The organism is Calothrix sp. CCY 0018, assembly GCF_963920925.1.
GTDB lineage: Bacteria > Cyanobacteriota > Cyanobacteriia > Cyanobacteriales > Nostocaceae > Rivularia.
The window spans coordinates 101,395-120,422 of record NZ_CAWUDI010000027.1 but is presented as its reverse complement, the minus strand read 5'-3'; the positions used below and the strand labels follow the sequence as shown (position 1 = coordinate 120,422).

Here is a 19,028-nt window from a genome sequence, read left to right as displayed (position 1 = left end):
CTGCTAAGTATTTTAAAACGGTACGGGTGGACTGCTCGGAACCAAAACAACTTCGATTGTTTGAAACGCCCTCCCCTGAGTTAACAGGGATTAAGGAGATAAAACGCCGCTCTCGTAGCAAAAAGCGTTTGCCGGGGAACTTGTTAGGCGAACAGTTAAACCTGTTTGATGTAGATAAGATAGTGGATTCTAACTAAGCTATCTGAATCCCACTCCCTTTAGGGGTGGGAGTGTCAAAAATTTGCTGCTGTAATCTTTGTCTGAGCCAAAGTTGCTTCCAATAAAGGTTTGCCAAATTGCTTCACTTGTTCGACCAAAATTCCTCCAGCATTTTCCGGGCAACCTGCATCAAACGGTGGTGCGGGGTTATATTCCAATAAAAGTTGAATTCTTTTTGCAGTTTCTTCTCCACTAAGCTGACTGACAACCACCAATCCAAAGTCAATACCAGCAGTTACGCCACCACCAGTAATTCTGTTCCTATCAATCACAACTCTTTGGGTTCCAACTTCTACTCCCAGCATTGCTAAATATTCGCGAAATAACCAATGGCAAGCAGCGCGATAACCTTTTAGTAAACCGGCAGCAGCGAGAATTAAAGAACCAGTACATACAGAAGTTATATATTTTGCTGTTTGAGATTGTTGTTTTAAAAATTCTAAAACTTCCGAATCTGCCATTGTTTCTACGGTACCCATGCCACCACCAGGAACGCAAATAACATCCAAGTGCGGACATTCATCAAAGGCAGTTGTTGGTAAAATAGTTAACCCTTCGCCACTCGTTACGGGTTCTAAATTTTTCCACAACATATGTACTTGAGCTTCAGGAATTAAAGAAAATACTTGATGGGGTGCGGTTATATCAAGCTGAGTCATGCCTGGGTAGATAACTAAGCCGATGTGATATTTAGATTGTGTCATATTTGTTTTAGATTTTAACAACGGATGCGTTTCTTTTAGATTTTGGATTTTCAGAGGCAATGATTTACTATCTTAAAAATCATATTAAAATTTGCATAGTCCTCAACTGGGTACACTTTTAGTTTTTAGTTAAATAGTTAAATGGCGAATTCTCTACACAATTTATTTCACGCTATAGCTACGGCAAAAAACGAACATCAACTGCGAATGCGCTTTATGGATAATATTGGCGAGCATTTTGATGTACAGCGTTGGGGAATTTATCTGTTTAACGAAGATTCTTCCTATAGCGCAGTTGAAGTTTATGGTGTACCGGATGTCGATAATTTCGTAGAACTTTATGCACAAGTTGGTCGTAATGTTGACCCAGTGTTACGTTATGTTACCGAACGTCATGCACCAGCCCACGAAGAAATGGTATTACCTCCGGGAGGTTGGAAGCAATGCGAACTTTATCAGAATTGTTGTGCTTATTACGACCACGAACATATTATGACGGGGCCTATTGTTGGTAAAGGAAAGCTTATTGGTGCGATTCACTTTGCTCGCATTGGTGAAACACCCGCATTTAATTATCAAGATATTGTCGATTTGAGCAGCGTTTGCATTCATCTTTCAGCTAACATCGCGGTGCTACAAGCTCAACAAAATATATTTATTTCACCCTCTTCCAATCGTCTAACACCCCGCGAAATCCAAATAGCCCAATTAGTTGCACGGGGATTAACTAATAAAGCAATAGGTACAGAACTTTGGATTACGCAAAACTCGGTAAAACAAGCTTTGAAAAGAATGTTTTGTAAACTGCAAGTTTCTTCACGTACCCAAATGGTATCAAAATTGCAAGATATCCTGAATTCGCCCATATGAAGTTGTAGCCAGTAAGTGATACTTAAGAAAGAAATATTTTTGATTATAAGGTTGTATCCTAATTTACTTTTTATCAACTAAGCTGTCTTTAGAAATCTCTAAAATTAACATAATTATTTCTGTTCTAAATCGGGTATCATAGTTTCTCCGCGTAATCTAAATTAACTTATTTCTTCATTATGCCAACTGAATTAATTGTTTTAATTGCTGCAATCATTGTCGCTTGGTTGGTTTTCCAGGCTCTGTTGAAGGTAGTGAAAACTACTTTTAGTACGGCGATCGCTGTTTTCATAATTGTTATTTTTCTAGGTATTTTTGGAGTCGGCTCTGAAGACTTAATTCAAGAAATTACCAAACTACCTGAAACTCTAATGCGCCTATTTACGAATACACAATCGCAAATAGGCATTTAATATCTAAGAAGGGAATAGGGAATAGGGAATAGGTAGAAGAAGTAATATTAATAATTTACGCTAATTCTGTCTTCACAACTTCCCTTATACAGTAAATTTTTCTATCACTTCTTAACAATTATTTTTTGATCAAAATATATGCTTTAGCGTAGGTTGGTAATTGCTTAATATACTGATTAAAACTAGCTTGACTTTTGAAAATACCCGCCAGGAAATCAAGTTGATAGAAGTTGGGTAAAAACGCACCACCAGTATCTGCAACTACTCCCATTCTGAGGTGTCTGCGTCCATTTTTCATATACTCAATAACCACCATTCTACCTAAACCAACATTGAGTACATCTCCAGCAAAAGTGACTCCCGATTTAATAGATATTTTTTCATCTATTTTATAGCCGTAACCTTTAATGTCTTTAACTTCTCTGAAATACCAATAACGCTTTTGCGAACGTCTATTTATTCCTTTTACATAAGGAATTTCATTACTTCTATCGACATTGAAATAAGCAGAAGAACCACCACCTAAATCGACTAGTATCGTTCCTTGCATTAATGCTTCTTCTAAACCTTCTCTACTCATATACACTATAGGTTTAACTTTGTCAAATTCCTTTCCACCAGGCTCATAAATACCTGACAAGACATCTTGTTTGGTGTATTTTGTGTAGAATTTATCTGTTAATGGAGTATCTTTGAGGCTGTAAAGAGGAACGTTGAATTTAGCAGTTTTTGTACGAGAACCCGGATGAACGAAGACAGCGTATTTGGTAATTCGTAAATCTTTACGTTGAGGTTGTTTGGGATTATAAGCAGACCATCTAATTACTCTAAAATTAGAGTTGATAAAATTTGGATCTTGTAAACGAGTTGGACGATTATTGGCAATGTCTTCTTGCAATACAGCAATCATAAAATCAAGTGTTTTCGTAATATCTTCTACAGATACTCCTTGAGTACCCAGTACCCCCGGACGTAAAATATTTGGGTCATCATCAGCATGATCTTGATAATATTGTCTGGTATTAATTAAAGTTGATAACAAATCTTTTTCATTGAAACTTACTTTATTACTGCTAGGTAATTCGGCAGGACTAAAAAGCTTATTGCCATTAATGCTAAATTGATATTTTTTTAATTCATCAATAACTCTGTAAGCCTGGGATAGTAGCTGAGGTTGATATAGATTATTTGTTAACCCATTTGTTGAAGGTGCAGTTTGAAACGAAAAATTTGGAGTTAGCTTAAGACTTGAATTTGTTAAATTCTGCTGTTCGGGTACGGTAGAATTTTTCAGGGAATTCAAAGATATATTTTTGATATTTTGTGAAGAATAATCGGTTTCGATTGATTGTGATTTTTCCGAATTCTCATAAGCATAACCACTTATACTACCAGCTAACAAAAAACCAGCTAAACCGACTACAAAACGCATTTTGGGAATTAACATCTTCATCACATTCTGTTGTTCACTCATTGATATACCAGGAAAAATCGAATAGGTCAAAGATTAAGAGTTAGGAGTTAGGAGTTAAGAGTGAGTAATTAGTTGTTAGTTATCAATAAAAATTATCTACCCCCTCTACCCCATCTACCCCCTCTTCCCCCTCTCTAACTTAGTGGAGCAAAAATACTTCATAATTAAGAAAAGCTCGCTCTCACAAAAACGATGTATTTAACTTACTTAGACAGCAACAGCTGGTTGATTGAAATGGGGGGTCAAAATATACTGATAGATCCTTGGCTGGTTGGTTCCCTAACTTTTGCTAATTTAGATTGGCTATTCAAGGGTTCTCGTGCCCAAGAACGTCCCATACCGGAAAAAATTGACCTGATTTTACTATCTCAGGGTTTGGAAGATCACGCTCATCCACCAACTTTGAAGCAACTTAAGCGCGATATTCCTGTTGTCGCTTCTGAAAATGCTGCTAAAGTTGTGAATCAGTTAGATTACCTTCATGTGAATTCGCTGGCTCACGGTGAAACTTTTACCCTCAATGGTAGTGTGGAAATTACAGCTACTCCTGGTTCTCCTATCGGCCCTACTTTAGTAGAAAACGGATATTTGCTTAAAGAACTCGAAACCGGCTTTACTCTTTACTACGAACCTCACGGTTATCATTCTGAGTCGCTGAAAAAATCCGCTCCCATCGATGTTGTCATCACCCCATTGATAGATTTAGGTTTACCATTAATCGGACCAATTATTAAAGGTAAAGAAAAAGCCTTAGAAGTTGCTAAATGGCTAGAACCCCAGATAATGTTACCAACAGCCGCTGGTGGTGATATAACCTTTGAAGGATTGCTGATGAACTTTATTAAGCCAGAAGGAACCGTTGAAGAATTCGGTACCCTATTACAGCAACATAATATATCAGCCCAGGTACTCGAACCAAAAAGTGGCGATAGGCTCCGCCTGATGCTGAAGCATAACGCACTCAATTAGATTTGAAAAAACGAGCAGTTTCGGGAGTGTAGGGAGTCGGGGAAGAGTTTTTAATAGCCAACAATAAGGGCGTGCAGGAACTAAAGAAGCAAATTCTATAAGCTGTAGGATTCAATTGTATATCAGTGCTAATATTATTTATTCGCGACCAGTTAATATTTAACTTGGTCTATTTTATTTTCCATAGCATTTATCTGTTCCCTGTTCCCTGTTTTCCCGATAATTGTTTTAGAATACAACGTTTTTAGAATAAATCTGATAAATATTTATACATCTATATTTATTTCTACTTGTTCGTAATTGTTACAGGAATCTCCCATGAAGTTAAACTTAGTACGTCCAATGGCATTTATCGATCTAGAAACAACAGGAATCGATATTGTCAAAGATCGGATTATACAAATTGCCGTATTAAAAGTATTTCCCGACGGTAATGAAGAAATGAAAACTTGGATAATAAATCCTACTATTCCTATTCCTAATGCTTCATCGGAAATACATGGCATTTACGACCAAGACGTAAAAGATAAACCGACTTTTGCAAAAATTGCTGATAGTTTAGCAAACTACATTAATGATAGCGATTTAGCAGGATACAACTCAAATAGATTTGATATTCCTGTCTTAATAGCAGAATTTTCCCGTGTTGATATCGATTTTAAACTTGAAGGAAGAAGAATTATTGACGTACAAACCATTTTCCATAAAATGGAACCTCGTACCTTAAGAGCCGCTTACAGATATTATTGCGGAGAAAAATTGGTCGGCGCTCACGATGCTGAAAACGATATCCGCGCTACATACGAAGTTTTTAAAGCCCAATTAGAACGTTACGAAAATGAAGAATATGAGGATAAAGATGGTAAATTATCTTATCCTGTAAAAAACAATATGGATGAGTTACAAGAATTCATACCTTTTGATTTTCTCGATCCCACAAAAAGAGTTATTTACGATGAAAATAACGAGATAATTTTTAATTTTGGTAAATACAAAGGTAAATCTGTAGCTGAATCATTCAAGAAAGAACCTAATTATTACAAGTGGATGATGGAAAAGGAGTTTTCTGTTTTTACAAAGAAAGCTGTAACTAAAATTTGGGAATCGATGAATCAAGAAGATGATTAAAGTCTAAATTTATCTACAAACATCAATCCAGTTATTGTAGCTTTTTACCATAGACTTTGAGATTATACGAGTTTATACTGTCATACAATAATGAAGTATATTACTCTATGATATGTCACAAACAAACCCGATCTTAATCTCTTTGTTTAATCACAAGGGTGGTGTTAGTAAAACAACGACTACTTTCAATTTGGGATGGGCATTGGCAGATACAGGAAAAAAGTCTTAATTGTAGACAGTGACCCGCAATGCAATTTAACTGGGATGGTTTTAGGCTTTAATAAGCAGATAGATTTTCAAACTTTTTATGATAAATATCCAAACTCAAACTTGAGTTCGTGCCTCCAGCCAGCTTTTCAAGGTATGCAATCCCCACTAAAACCTGCTGAAGTAATTTCTATAGATGGAACAAATAACAAACTTTTTTTACTTGCTGGGCATTTAGATTTATCAGAAAGTGAAGCACAGCTAGGTATTGCACTCCAGACTGGAAATGCTATACCTGCTTTGACTAATCTTCCAGGTTCACTAAGACATCTTCTAAAAATAACCGCCAATAAAAATGAAATAGATATTGTTTTGATTGATATGAGTCCGAGTGTAGGGGCTTTAAATCAATGCCTTTTAATGAGTAGTGATTACTTTATTGTTCCTACTTTTCCTGATTACTTTTGTGAACAAGCAATAATTTCTTTATCTCGCGTAATACCAAGGTGGAATGAATCAATCGGATTTTTCCGAAAGCCTGGACTTGCTTACCCTTTGCCTAGCAATCCTCCTAAATTTCTTGGAATTATATCCCAACGTTATCGCCCCCGCAGTGGTAACGCCGCAGCCTCATTCCAAATGTGGATCACACAAATAAAAAAAACCGTTGATGATATGCTTGTTCCTGCTTTGTCTCATATCGGAATGGCAATATCAAAAGATGATTTTAATGCTTCTAATCCTGGTGATACTCCCTATAACCTAGTAAGTATACCTGACTTTAATTCGCTAATTGCACAGTCTCAAAAGCATAATGTACCTGTATTTACTTTAAGTGATGAGCAGATAGAACAGTCTGGTAACGTATTAAAAACAATGCAGAAAAACCGCAATAATTTTGATGAAATTTTCAAACAACTAGCTAATACAGTTACTCATTTAATTAATATTTAAATTCAATTTTGCTTTAGATAAATGAAATCTGCTGTAAGAGGATGTTTTAAAAGTATCCGGCGAACATAATTCGCGACTACACAGGCAAAGTCCACCTGAGCCGCACCTTCGGTGAACGTGGACTAATGAATTTGAACCCGCGCAGGCGGGTTTGGCTTATGTAGCAGCGGTTTCAACCGCCGGGTCAATTTTAAATTAGACTTTTTAAACATCCTCTACAATCACCGAGAACCTGAAGGCGGGATTTTCTCGATACTAATCAACGACTCCATTACCTTTTTTGCGATCGGTGCTGCAACGGTACTACCGAAAGTATTTTCTCCTTGCGGTTCGTCTACCAATGTCAAAACTACATAGCGAGGTGTTTCTACTGGCAAAATACTCACGAAGCTAGTAATTCTTGAATCGGGATCGTAGCCACCAGTAGCACTAGCTTTTTCTGCTGTACCAGTTTTACCTGCAATCCGATATCCGGGAATTTGTGCTGCCTTACCCGAACCCTTATTAACCACGCTTTCCATCATTTGCAACACTGTTTGAGTTGTGGTTGGCGAAAAAATTTGGCGAGATGCTGGTAAATCTTTTTCTTCGTGGATTTGATCTTTATCATCTATCAGCCCCTTCACTACATGGGGAGTTACCAATCTACCACCGTTTGCTAATGCTCCCTGCATTTGAATTAATTGTAATGGTGTTAGCGAAAAACCTTGACCGAAGGAAGCTGCTGCTGGCTCAATTGGCGTATTGGTAAATTCTTCTTGGGGTTTGAGACGACTGGTGGTTTCAAATGGTAAATCTGTCTCGGATTTCTGCCTTAATCCCAATCTTTCCAACCAACCGTAGTAAATACTTGGCTGCATTCGCTGGATAATTTTAACCATACCAATGTTGCTGGAAGTTTGCAGAATTTGAGCAACGCTGATTCTTCCATTAGCGTTTTTCTCCGCATTCCGAATTTCACGATCTGCTACTTTAATCATTCCTGTATCATTGAACACGTCACTCGGCTGAATGCTACCAGTTTCTAAAGCGATCGCCACATTTAATGGTTTAAAGGTTGAACCGGGTTCGTATAAATCTGCTACAGCCCAATTTCTAAATAAAGCATAATCGTCTTTAGTGAATTTTTGATTGGGGTTGTAAGTTGGCGAACAAACTAAGGCGAGGATAGAACCATCCCACGCATCCATGACTATTACTGCTCCGCGCTTGGCTTTAAATTTCTCTATTTGTTCTTGGAGTGCCAATCTTGAAGTTCGTTGCAAACGGCTATCAATAGTTAACTGCATCTGTAATTTGTCAAAATTAAGAAATCCATCCGGCGCATGATCTGGCATCAATGCTCCATTTCCCGCTCTTGACAAACGTACCGTTTTCATGGAACGTTCGAGCAACTTCTCTTGAGAATATTCTATTCCTGCTTTACCGCGACGATCTGAATTTACAAAACCAACTATATCAGCGAACAAACTATCAGAAGGGTAGTATCGAGAGAATTTTTTTCTTAAATCTATACCGTTAAGCTGCAACGCACTAATTTGATCTGCAACTTCTTCTTGTAGTTTAGAAGAAATAAAAATACCGCTTTTTTGTTTATTAAATTTTGCTTCTAATTCCGAAGCATCTTGATTCAAAATAGTTGCAAGCTTGCGGGCAATATCAGATGTAGACTTATCTTTGTCAAACATCTTTGGATGTACGTACAAGGTATAAATCGGCAGATCGATCGCTACAACCCTTTTATTCCGATCTACTATTTGGCGACGAGGAATAAAAGGACGCATACTAAACATCTGCTGATTTCGCGCCTTTTTGGTTAATTTGGCACCATCAACAATTTGTAAACGGTATAAATTTATTCCCAACCCTAAGCAAGCAGCTATTAATACACCCCAAACTATAAATAATCGTCTTTTCGGGTTCGCTGAAATTTGGGACGATTTTGCTGCAAATTTTCGATTATTTCTACTTCTTGGAACATCGCGATTCAAACGCGACTGTGTGTAATCCTTTTTACTAATTCTACTGGTTTTACCTGGAAACTTCTGCATACATCGCTGCTCCTTCGTAGAGTCTTGAGGAAAACTTGCGCCGATTCCCTTTTAATAATTTTGGATTTTGAATTTTGAATTTTGGATTTTAGATTTTAGATTTTTCTATTCCCAGATCCAAAACTTAAATTCTAAAATTAATCGGGTGAGAAAACCGCTCTTTTACTTAACGGTATTCTGTTTTAACACCCAAGCAGGGGAAAATTGTATTTGAATTGGAAACGGGAAAAAGTCCGATCCAAGATTGCCTATTTTAATATCCCACTGCATTTGAAGGTTGCGACTCCGATCCTAAAGACTCTTTACCAACCTGTTGGGAACTTGATGGTGGAGTTTCTTGCAAAAAAATGGTGTTTGCTGGAGTCGGTGATACTAATCCAGAATGTGGTTTTTCAGCTTCTTGCGCCATTTTATTTTTGAGCGCCTCATCATGTTTTGTTAGCTGACGCTCATCCCGCTGCAAATATTGTAGCTTTTTATACGACCTACTCCAAAGATGCTGAGAATATACCGTCCAACCATAAACTACTAAAGTTGCACACACTAACAAAAAAGCGATCGCCGCACTGTGTCGGTGCAGCGAGTTCCAACGCATCAACCATAAGGGCACTTTACTGCCATCTGGCATTACAGGTATAGAGGCGCGATCGCGAGTTCTAGAATTTTTATTATTTAGACGTTGGGGTTTAACTCCCTCTAAAGAAGTATTTGAAACAACGCTCGAATTATTCTTTCTTAAAAAAGAAGACGTTGTTCCTCTTCTTCTGCTTAATGCCTGTTGGGATTTCGGTAAAGGTGGAAGGCTGGTATGTTCGGAAGTTCTATAACTCCTGAAACTGTTTTCTTGACGAGTTGAATCTCTCCCTACCCAGCGTTTTTTTCCTGTTAAATTTGATTTACGAATAGCAGCCATAAGTTTTTACATTAAAAATACTGTAGTTTAGATAGAGATAAAATATAAAAGTAACTTGCATTACAATTTTTACAAAGCATTGACTTAGAATTGTAACGCCCCTTTGCAAGTGTTTGTAAAAAGGGCTTTAGTTAGCTTGAATGTTCCGACTACTATAATTTCACAATTAGTTCGCCGCATCATAGCATCCTTAGTATGAGAATATCCATCGATCGCAGGCACTGTACTTCCGCAACATGATAATTTATGGTATGATAACCTGTTTTATAATCAAAACAACCGGCAAGAGTTGGCAAGTAATAAATTTACACTCATCTAACGCCTGTATTAACTACAGAAAGCGCTTACGTAAGGAATGGTCAGTATAAAAAAGAATAATTTATTATGTAAAAACTAATTAGAACTACAATATTTAAAAAAATCATCAAATAAGGTATCGTATTCAACAGGCTAAAAATAGTTCTTGACTAAATTGGTGAAAGAGGAGTTATGAAAATTAAAGTTTTTGGTTTTGCTTTATTGTTAGGTTTGGCTACAATTCTTGGGGCTTGCGAAAACGCTGAAGAAACACCTACAACCGACGCAACTCCACCTGTTGGAGAACCTGCTGATGGTGGTATTGTTTCCCCCGAACCAACTGCTACCCCATAGTTGACAGTAAGCATTTAAACTACTGCCGCTATTTTTTGTAGGTCGTTCCTCACTTTCTTTTGCTTTATTACGTAAAAGCCAGAAGAAAGTTAATTGTCGCTTTGAGCAATTTGAGAATTGTGTGTCATGCTTTGGGACTGATGTTTTTCTATTCCCCTATAGCTTTGCTTAAAAAAAGTAGACCTGGTAATGATTATCGAGATTGCCAGGTTTTTATATTTATCCTGCTAATGGTTGTAAAATTTTAAATAGTCATTTGTGAAATACCCGTGCCAACATTTAATTTAACATTTCGTTTGGATGGCGAATGGGGAAATATTAACGGGGAACAGCTATATAACTGAGTATTAAATATACAATTAGTGCAGGCTTAACTACTTAGCAAGACTTTCAACTCGATTTTGTCGCATTGAGAAAGAAAATTGAGAGTTTACTATATGCTTAGGGATAAAAGACTGTACAATAAAATTTCTAAATTAAAAATCAAAAATTTCTAAATTAAAAATTAAAAATCTCTAAATTAATTCTTAGTATTTTTGAACTAAATAGATGAAATAAGAAATAATGAGGAGAAAAAAAACTCAAAAAGCAGTCTTTTTAATACTTTTAACTGCTATATCACTTATTTTATTCCAATTAACTCCATACCATAAAACGTTTGTAATAGCATCACCCCCAAGTATTGATATTCCAGAAGAAATATTGCGAACAGAAATTATTTTAGAAGCGCGATCGCCAATTGACGGTAAACCTCTGAGCGCCGCAGAATATGCTCAGCTACAGGCTCAAATTAAAACACGTCCTTATCCCCCCAAGCTCAGCCCCAAAGTCCGGGAAACAGTATTCCTGCTACGCTTACGCAAGATATTGAAAACACTTTTTCCCTTTGTGGATTTTTAAGATTGGGAATGAGGTATAGGTTAAAGGTAAATTAAATTCCTAACTCCGCGCCTCATAACTCCTAACTTCCCACCTTTCTTCCTCAAGAGGCGGGCAAAAATTGCAAATAAATGTAAAGAATATATATAGATATACGAAAAGTAGATTCACTGTTTCCATAATATCCAACGTAATTAGCTCCATGTCTATGACCACTATTGCCCCAGAACAAGTTAACAGCATCATTAAGAACCAACATCATGACCCTTTTGAGATACTTGGTTCCCATAAAGTAGAAAAGGATGGCAAGCACGTCTGGGTTGTGCGAGCTTATCTACCCAATGCTAGTGCTGCATGGGTAGTTCTTCCGGAAGAGCGGAAGCAAGAAGAAATGCAAAGCGTACATGACCCCAACTTTTTTGAATGTATTATAGATACTGAAGAATTAGCCAACTATCAGCTTAAGGTTAAAGAAGAAGGTCAAGAGCGGGTAATTTACGATCCTTACGCTTTCCGTTCTCCAAAACTAACGGAATTCGATTTACACCTGTTTAACGAAGGAAATCATCACCGAATTTACGAAAAATTAGGAGCGCATTTCACTGAAATTAATGGTGTAAAAGGTGTTTACTTTGCAGTTTGGGCACCAAATGCACGCAATGTGTCGGTGTTGGGAGATTTCAACAGTTGGGATGGACGCAAACATCAAATGCGTAAAAGCTCTGATGTTGGAGTTTGGGAATTATTTATTCCCGAATTGAAAGTAGGAGAACACTACAAATACGAAATCAAAAACCCCGCAGGACATATTTACGAAAAGTCCGATCCTTACGGTTTTGCTCAAGAAGTTCGACCCAAAACTGCGTCTATTGTCACTGACTTAGATACTTATGAGTGGAATGACAGCGAATGGATGGAAAAACGCCGTCATACCGATCAACTTTCCCAACCAATTTCAGTTTATGAAGTGCATTTGGGTTCTTGGCTGCACGCTGGGACGGATGAACCACATAAATTACCAAATGGTAAAACCGAGCCTGTGGTACCTGTTTCAGATCTGAAAGGGGGGGCACGTTTTCTTACTTATCGGGAATTAGCAGAAAAACTGATTCCTTATGTTAAAGAATTGGGATACACCCATATTGAAGTTCTCCCAATTGCCGAACACCCTTTTGATGGTTCTTGGGGATATCAAGTAACTGGTTATTACGCTCCCACTTCCCGTTTTGGTAGTCCTGAAGACTTTATGTACTTTGTGGATGAATGTCATAAAAACGACCTTGGCATAATTGTTGATTGGGTTCCCGGTCACTTTCCTAAAGACGGACACGGTTTAGCTTTCTTTGACGGGACTCATCTTTACGAACATTCAGATCCCCGCAAAGGCGAACATAAAGGGTGGGGAACTCTGGTATTTAATTATTCGCGCCATGAAGTGCGTAATTTCCTCACATCTAATGCTTTATTTTGGTTTGATAAATACCATATTGATGGCATTCGCGTTGATGCGGTTGCTTCAATGCTTTATCTCGACTACTGTCGCGAACCTGGGGAGTGGGATACAAACCAATATGGTGGTAGAGAAAACTTAGAAGCAGTAGAATTTATCCGCAGTGTAAATCACCTGATATTTAGTTATTTTCCCGGCTCGCTTTCCATTGCCGAAGAATCGACTTCATGGCCGATGGTATCTTGGCCCACATACACCGGCGGATTGGGCTTTAACTTGAAGTGGAACATGGGTTGGATGCACGATATGCTGGATTATTTCAGCATGGACCCTTGGTTCCGTCAGTTTCATCAAAACAATCTGACCTTTAGTATGTGGTATCACCACAGCGAAAACTTTATGTTAGCGCTGTCCCATGACGAAGTAGTGCATGGTAAGAGTAATATCATCGGTAAAATGCCTGGAGATAACTGGCAAAAACTAGCAAACGTGCGCTGTTTGTTTGCCTTTATGTTCGCTCATCCCGGCAAGAAAACCATGTTTATGAGCATGGAATTTGGGCAGTGGAGCGAATGGAATGATTGGACAGATTTACAATGGAATTTATTACAATCTGAGCCACATCAGCAGTTAAAAACATTCTTCCAAAACTTAAATAAGCTTTACCGTAGCGAACCTGCTTTATATACTCAAGACTTTGAAGAACCTGGGTTCGAGTGGATTGACTGTAGCGATAATCGTCACAGCGTAGTTTCATTTATCCGTCGGGATAAAGATTCAGACGATTTTATCGTTGCCGTTTGTAATTTTACTCCACAACCCCATTCTCACTACCGTATCGGCGTACCGGAATCTGGGTTCTATACCGAATTATTCAATAGCGATGCGCGAGAATATGGCGGTAGCAACATGGGTAATTTAGGCGGTAAATGGACTGATAGCTGGTCAACGCACAATCAAGAACACTCCTTGGATTTATGTCTACCACCTTTAGGAGTATTAGTTTTGAAATTGGATAAAGATAGAACTGCTGAGGTGATGGAAGAGCAGTAAAATTTAAATCGCTGCGATGGTACAGAGACGTAGCATTGCTACGTCTCTACATTTTTTGGGCCGGAAGATAAGTACCATTACAAAATTAATTGTGTATTGTCATTGCGAGGAACGAAGCAATCCCAGGGACTTAAAGTTTTCAGTGCGGGTAAAATTCATTTTGTACGACTACTTATGATTTAAATTAAAATCGCTATTTTTGTAGTTATTCACGAACCACAGAGTTATACAGAGAAATAATCCGCTCGTCGAAAACCGCCTCTTACTCTGCCAAAGTCACTAAGCCCACAATAGAGGATATACTGCGGCTGATGAGAAGGAGTGACATCTGAAACTAATTGAACTTGACCAAGATTTTCAAAAAGTGATGCAAATTTACTAAGTGTAACAGCGTCATCAGCAACATAATCCGATTCTAAATTAGAACTAGCTGCTCTCAGTAAAGAAACATGTTTTTCAATACGTTTTTGAGCTGTCTTGATATCTTTATCGTAGAGGTCATCAAGCACATAAAACGCTACTTCACTAGTCCACAATGCGAGAGAATGTTCAATCACTAAATCCGATGGTAAATTACCAGGAAACGTTAATTTAAATTCTGGCTTCTGACTTTTACGAGCAAATGTATCTACATATTGTACTGTCGCATTACCAACAGGTATTTGGCTTTTTTCTTCAGGTATACCAAGCTCAAAAACTACCCAGTATGTTTCACCAACAGCTAAATCTGGAACAAAAATTTTGATACCTTCTTTTTCTGTGATTAAATCAGCTTCTGATGTAACCCCAAACTCTTGTTGTGCCTTCTTTTTTGCTTCCTGAGCGTCTTCTATTACAGCAGCCCTTTTTGCAGGTTCTGTAATTAAATCATGACCATACAAGTAAAGAATCTCAATATCTTGTTCAATATCTACTTTAATTTGAACATTAATAGCTGCTAAATGCTCTCTTCTGTGCAATTCTTCTTGAAGGCTGTTTTTAATATCATCAATATCCCTTACAAAAGTAGATTTACCACCCGTTAAGCCTGCTAGAGCATCAAGTTCTTTAATATTAGCATCTGACCCAAATGCAAATGTTGATAAGCGGATATTTCCGCGTATTTTAGAATCTATATTTTGTCTAATTTTGATCCAGTTGGTTTCTCCTGATGTTGGCTCGCCATCCGAAAATAAATATATATGATTTAAAGTATTATTATTTCCGTAACGGTTTATCTCGTCTATACCAAACGATAATGCTATATTAATATCTGTTCCACCACCTGCGGTCATCCCACTGATAATTTGACTAAAATTATCAAAATTAATTTTACTAATACGAGTTGCTCTGAATAAAGTTTTAGGCTGTGTATCAAAAGCAATAACTCCAATCACATCATCATCTTTCATTCTTTGAAATAATTCTTGGATTGAAGCCTTCACATCATTCAATTTCTCCCCTGACATTGAGCTACTCGTATCTATAACGAAAATATAATTAGCCGATGGTGCTTTGTTATTAGGATGCTCTGATGGAGCAGTATCTGAGGTTTTTAAAGCAATTTCTAAATAATGTGTAGCTCGTTCATCGCGTTTCTGACTCAGCGGAATTGGAGCGATTCCATAGCTAACTGCTAGAGAATGTCCGGCTTCAGGAGAAGGAACTTGCTCACTATTGATAAAATCATCGAAGCGAATATCCCTTTGGTCAATCAATTCTCCTTGTTCTATTAAGTCTTTGATTCCAACATTTAGCCTAGTACCAAATTGATTGTTTCTTCTTATAAATAACCCATCATGTGGCAAAGGTTGGTTTTTTGGATTAAGCGGTAAAGGTTGGGTTCTTGCAATATTATTAAACTCGATAGATTGGGATTGGCTGTTTTCAGATTCGCCTTGAACTTTATTAATACTATTAAATGCTCGCTCTACATTTGCATTATCTTCAGGCAATTTTATCAAAACCATTGGTTGTTCATAAGATACCAAGATATCTGTAACTGCTTCCCAGTATCTATAAATGCTTATAGCTCTAGATTCTTCAATATTAAAGGCTCTTCATTACATAGTATGCTAAATTATGAGCAAGAAATCGCTGCAACACTTACTATGCAAAGACTTTGACTATTATTTACTTGATTTCTTCCTAAAATCGTTTTTTTCCCTTCTGCCTACAGCAAAGCTGCCTTCTGCCTTTTTACGATTATTTAGTTAGCATACCAAGTGCTGAAGAACCATATTAAATAATCGACCAAGAGTTTTAAAATCTAAATCCAAGTCTGGCTTCAACTTGAAAATTAGTAATAAAATTTCTTCTCCAGTGGGTTCTAATTCATTGATTCCTAATCTACTACTTAATCTATTAATCAATTCTCTAACTGAAGGATTTTCTTGGTGTAGTGATATTACTTGGGAAAATAGTGATATCATCTCGGTAATTAACTCATGTAATTGCTCATAGGTCATATTTATAAAAAACTGCGTTGTATCAGGATTATCTTGAATATATTCCCAGATACTTTGATTTGGGTGACTATTGATATAGTTCTCAAAACGTTCAATATTTGTCATAATTTATCTTCCATTAGACATTAATTAAATAATCTTCACATTTGCGGCTATACTGTTTTTACTTAATCTATGATAATTGGACATCTTATCTCTAATTCAGAACTTGTTATAACTATTGATGAAAAAATATTTTCTTTTTTTAAACAGTCCAACCAGGAATTTAGTTGATCATATTTACCATAAATTTGACTTGCTTTTTCTTCGGCTTCTACCCTGCAATCACCACCCATCAACAACAAAATTTTAATTTGCAACACCAAACTAGATATATGACTGGAGTTCAGTTGCAAAGCTTTACGGATATACCCAAGTGCAACTGGTTTATTATCTTTAGCAATAGCAACTTGAGCTTTCCAATACCAAGGTTCTGGTGATTGACTGTCAAGTCTCTTAGCTTCATCAAATTTTTCTTCGGCTTGGTCGAATATTTTATTTCTTAATAATTCACATCCTTCTTGTTAATATTTTCATTTTGTTGTTAATTTCCACCTCCAAAAAGGAAAAATGCTAATGTATTTGTAGCTGCTTTACTCAGCCTTAGATATGTTTCCTTTCTAACAACTCAGATGACTATTAAATGGAGACTAAACCGTTTGATGGCAGAGCGACGTATTTCAGGAAAAGACTTAGCGAAAGAACTTAATGTCCATCCAAATACTATCTATCGCCTCCGCCGAACTGACGAAATGCCATCAATTGATGGGAATATGTTGGAAAAATTGTGCAATGCTTTGGAATGCGAGCTAAGTGAACTAATTGAGCGTGCGCCAAATGGTAATGCAGCAGCTAGTCATTGAAGGTTGAAAATCTGCTGAGCATACCAACATAACTATCGATAATGATGATACCTCGCTATCAAAAAGGTTCATTCTCCTTCTTCAGCGCCTCCCATCAATCGAAATGCCCTCGTAGGGCTTGCAACAACCTTCGCACTAACAGAGGGCGCGATAGCCAAAAGAATTGTGCAGATAAATCATCTGGCGTGGGAGTGAAAAAAGCTACCTTTACCTACAAAATATAATGTAAGTAATCCCAGAAACAAAATCTCAAATCCTAAAATGTTTCAGACCTCAGATGCTTGACATAAATGTGGAAGCCTTTATTAGAAGAAAGAATTGCTTCCTATGTGGTGAAATTGTTAAAACAAGAGTACAGCCGCTTTTATAAATAAGGACGGAAATATGATGCATATCCAAATCAAATCAGAACAGGAACAATTTATTCAAGCACAAATTGCAACAGGTCGATTTACGTCAGCAGAAGATGTCATCAATGAAGCGTTTAAACTGCTAGAAGAACGAGAAAGAAGGTTGGAAGAATTGCGCCAGAAAATTGCAGTTGGAACCGAACAAATTGAACAAGGAAGAGTTACAGATGGCGAGATAGTTTTTGCACGATTGCAAGAAAAAATACGTAAAATTGCCTCAGAATCAGAAGAATGAGTAATTATTCATTTTCAGATGAAGCAATCCAAGATTTAGATGAAATTTGCGAATATATTGCTCGCAGTAATTCTAAAGCTGCTAGCAAGCTTTTTGATGACATACGTAAAAAGTGTAAGTTAGTAGCTGATTTTCCTAACATGGGGAAGAATTATGGAAGACTTGCACCAAATCTACGTGGGTTTGTTATAGATGATTACATTGTATTTTACTACCCTAAAGAAGACGGAATAAATATAACTCGTGTAGCAAGCGGTTATCGAGATTTGGAATCATTATTTTCTGATGAGTAATTATGGATATCAAAATAAAACCAGAACACGAACAATTCATAATCGCGCAAATTGCAACAGGTAAATATAAAAATCCACAAGAAGTGGCTGATACAGCATTTCAAATACTAGAAAAGTTAAATGATGAATATACTGAATGGATAGAAGAAACTCGTTACTATGTTGATGTTGCTATCGCAGAACTAGAACATGGGGAAGGTAAAGATGGCGAAACCGTAGTGACACAGATATTAGAAAGATTTCAAAAAGCGCGTTCCAGACAAGAATAAGTAAAGCTTTTGCTTTCGATCCAGAACGGAAAGCAATTTTACTTGTGGCTGGTAACAAAGTAGGAATAAGTCAAAAGCGGTTCTACAAACAACTTATAGCAAAGGCAGATAAACGATTTGAAAAACATCTTGGTCAGTTAAAAGAAAAAGGAGAAAAAGACGATGGAAATTAAACTGTCGGAGATACTGCAAAAACTTCCACAGGAACGTCGAGATAAGATTGAAGCGCGAGCGGCTGAACTAATCGCAGAACATATGACGCTTCGCGATGTAAGAAAGGCAAGGGAACTTACTCAAGAGCGTATGGCAGAATTACTCGGGATTCGCCAAGATAGCGTTTCAAGACTCGAAAAACGTAGTGATCTTCTTCTTTCAACTCTCCGTAGTTACATAAATGCAATGGGAGGGGAACTTCAACTAGTTGTAGAGTTTCCTGACAGATTACCTGTTGTACTGACTGGGCTTGCAGAATTAAATGATGAGAATGATCAGAATTATTCTGAGCATAAAGTTGCTTACCCACAAGCTGAAGATTAA

At 37.2% G+C, this 19,028-nt stretch carries 18 protein-coding genes and 3 pseudogenes; 15 read left to right on the top strand and 6 right to left on the bottom strand.

The features are described 5' to 3' along the window. Positions 1-197 (top strand): annotated as a pseudogene (locus ACM03V_RS20050) (hypothetical protein); the annotation flags it as partial. 36 nt (positions 198-233) lie between these two features. Here ACM03V_RS20050 and ACM03V_RS20045 read toward each other — a convergent pair. Beyond that, positions 234-923: a DJ-1/PfpI family protein gene (locus ACM03V_RS20045; protein ID WP_414622553.1), complete on the bottom strand. Its 690-nt coding sequence runs from the start codon at positions 921-923 to the stop codon at positions 234-236. Positions 924-1,064: 141 nt separating this feature from the next. Here ACM03V_RS20045 and ACM03V_RS20040 point away from each other — a divergent pair, with 141 nt between their 5' ends. Then, complete coding sequence (locus tag ACM03V_RS20040) at positions 1,065-1,793, top strand: LuxR C-terminal-related transcriptional regulator (protein ID WP_414622552.1); 729 nt, start codon at positions 1,065-1,067, stop codon at positions 1,791-1,793. A 179-nt stretch (positions 1,794-1,972) separates the two neighbouring features. Continuing rightward, positions 1,973-2,206 (top strand): hypothetical protein, encoded by a 234-nt coding sequence (locus ACM03V_RS20035; protein WP_414622551.1) that lies wholly within the window; start codon positions 1,973-1,975, stop codon positions 2,204-2,206. A gap of 118 nt (positions 2,207-2,324) precedes the next feature. On the opposite strand, the gene ACM03V_RS20030 is transcribed toward ACM03V_RS20035, so the two are convergent. Next, entirely contained in the window at positions 2,325-3,659 is a 1,335-nt protein-coding gene (locus tag ACM03V_RS20030) for a hypothetical protein (RefSeq protein WP_414622560.1), read from the bottom strand. A 213-nt stretch (positions 3,660-3,872) separates the two neighbouring features. On the opposite strand from ACM03V_RS20030, the gene ACM03V_RS20025 reads away from it, so the two are divergent. The 3 genes and pseudogenes from ACM03V_RS20025 to ACM03V_RS20015 all read left to right on the top strand — a co-directional run bounded on the left by ACM03V_RS20025 (position 3,873) and on the right by ACM03V_RS20015 (position 6,938). Further along, the gene (locus ACM03V_RS20025) at positions 3,873-4,649 is read left to right on the top strand and encodes an MBL fold metallo-hydrolase (protein WP_414622550.1); all 777 of its coding nucleotides are present in this window, start codon (positions 3,873-3,875) and stop codon (positions 4,647-4,649) included. Between the two features lie 318 nt (positions 4,650-4,967). After that, a complete protein-coding gene (locus tag ACM03V_RS20020; protein ID WP_414622549.1) occupies positions 4,968-5,777 on the top strand; it encodes an exonuclease domain-containing protein in 810 nt (269 codons plus the stop codon). 112 nt (positions 5,778-5,889) lie between these two features. After that, a pseudogene (locus ACM03V_RS20015) lies at positions 5,890-6,938 on the top strand (ParA family protein). A 221-nt stretch (positions 6,939-7,159) separates the two neighbouring features. On the opposite strand, the gene ACM03V_RS20010 reads toward ACM03V_RS20015, so the two are convergent. Together ACM03V_RS20010 and ACM03V_RS20005 are read right to left on the bottom strand one after the other, a co-directional pair. Then, the gene (locus ACM03V_RS20010) at positions 7,160-8,989 is read right to left on the bottom strand and encodes a peptidoglycan D,D-transpeptidase FtsI family protein (protein WP_414622548.1); all 1,830 of its coding nucleotides are present in this window, start codon (positions 8,987-8,989) and stop codon (positions 7,160-7,162) included. Between the two features lie 253 nt (positions 8,990-9,242). Then, positions 9,243-9,902: a hypothetical protein gene (locus ACM03V_RS20005; RefSeq protein ID WP_414622547.1), complete on the bottom strand. Its 660-nt coding sequence runs from the start codon at positions 9,900-9,902 to the stop codon at positions 9,243-9,245. A gap of 489 nt (positions 9,903-10,391) precedes the next feature. Between ACM03V_RS20005 and ACM03V_RS20000 the strand changes: the two genes are divergently transcribed. From ACM03V_RS20000 to glgB, 3 genes are all read left to right on the top strand, one after another. Then, positions 10,392-10,553, top strand: coding sequence for a hypothetical protein (locus ACM03V_RS20000; RefSeq protein ID WP_414622546.1), 162 nt, complete (start codon positions 10,392-10,394; stop codon positions 10,551-10,553). 564 nt (positions 10,554-11,117) lie between these two features. Then, positions 11,118-11,453 carry a hypothetical protein gene (locus ACM03V_RS19995; protein WP_414622545.1) on the top strand — a complete coding sequence of 112 codons (336 nt, stop codon included), beginning with the start codon at positions 11,118-11,120 and terminating at the stop codon, positions 11,451-11,453. A gap of 181 nt (positions 11,454-11,634) precedes the next feature. Continuing rightward, positions 11,635-13,935 (top strand): 1,4-alpha-glucan branching enzyme, encoded by a 2,301-nt coding sequence (gene glgB, locus ACM03V_RS19990; protein WP_414622544.1) that lies wholly within the window; start codon positions 11,635-11,637, stop codon positions 13,933-13,935. A gap of 224 nt (positions 13,936-14,159) precedes the next feature. On the opposite strand, the gene ACM03V_RS19985 is transcribed toward glgB, so the two are convergent. Both ACM03V_RS19985 and ACM03V_RS19980 read right to left on the bottom strand, forming a co-directional pair. Continuing rightward, positions 14,160-15,905 (bottom strand): vWA domain-containing protein, encoded by a 1,746-nt coding sequence (locus tag ACM03V_RS19985; RefSeq protein WP_414622543.1) that lies wholly within the window; start codon positions 15,903-15,905, stop codon positions 14,160-14,162. Positions 15,906-16,127: 222 nt separating this feature from the next. Continuing rightward, on the bottom strand, positions 16,128-16,487 hold the full coding sequence (locus tag ACM03V_RS19980; RefSeq protein ID WP_414622542.1) for a hypothetical protein: 360 nt from the start codon (positions 16,485-16,487) through the stop codon (positions 16,128-16,130). A gap of 566 nt (positions 16,488-17,053) precedes the next feature. On the opposite strand from ACM03V_RS19980, the gene ACM03V_RS19975 reads away from it, so the two are divergent. The 6 genes and pseudogenes from ACM03V_RS19975 (at position 17,054) to ACM03V_RS19950 (ending at position 19,028) form a co-directional block, all read left to right on the top strand. Further along, positions 17,054-17,284, top strand: a complete 231-nt coding sequence (locus ACM03V_RS19975) for a helix-turn-helix domain-containing protein (protein ID WP_414622541.1) — start codon at positions 17,054-17,056, stop codon at positions 17,282-17,284. Positions 17,285-17,671: 387 nt separating this feature from the next. After that, positions 17,672-17,929 carry a type II toxin-antitoxin system ParD family antitoxin gene (locus ACM03V_RS19970; RefSeq protein ID WP_414622559.1) on the top strand — a complete coding sequence of 86 codons (258 nt, stop codon included), beginning with the start codon at positions 17,672-17,674 and terminating at the stop codon, positions 17,927-17,929. Further along, positions 17,926-18,222 carry a type II toxin-antitoxin system RelE/ParE family toxin gene (locus ACM03V_RS19965; protein WP_414622540.1) on the top strand — a complete coding sequence of 99 codons (297 nt, stop codon included), beginning with the start codon at positions 17,926-17,928 and terminating at the stop codon, positions 18,220-18,222. Before ACM03V_RS19970 ends, ACM03V_RS19965 begins: the two co-directional genes overlap by 4 nt. Before the next feature lie 2 nt (positions 18,223-18,224). After that, positions 18,225-18,491 (top strand): type II toxin-antitoxin system ParD family antitoxin, encoded by a 267-nt coding sequence (locus ACM03V_RS19960; RefSeq protein ID WP_414622539.1) that lies wholly within the window; start codon positions 18,225-18,227, stop codon positions 18,489-18,491. Between the two features lie 5 nt (positions 18,492-18,496). Next, positions 18,497-18,664 (top strand): annotated as a pseudogene (locus tag ACM03V_RS19955) (type II toxin-antitoxin system RelE/ParE family toxin); the annotation flags it as partial. Continuing rightward, positions 18,654-19,028 carry an XRE family transcriptional regulator gene (locus ACM03V_RS19950; RefSeq protein WP_414622538.1) on the top strand — a complete coding sequence of 125 codons (375 nt, stop codon included), beginning with the start codon at positions 18,654-18,656 and terminating at the stop codon, positions 19,026-19,028. The pseudogene ACM03V_RS19955 and the gene ACM03V_RS19950, both read left to right, overlap by 11 nt.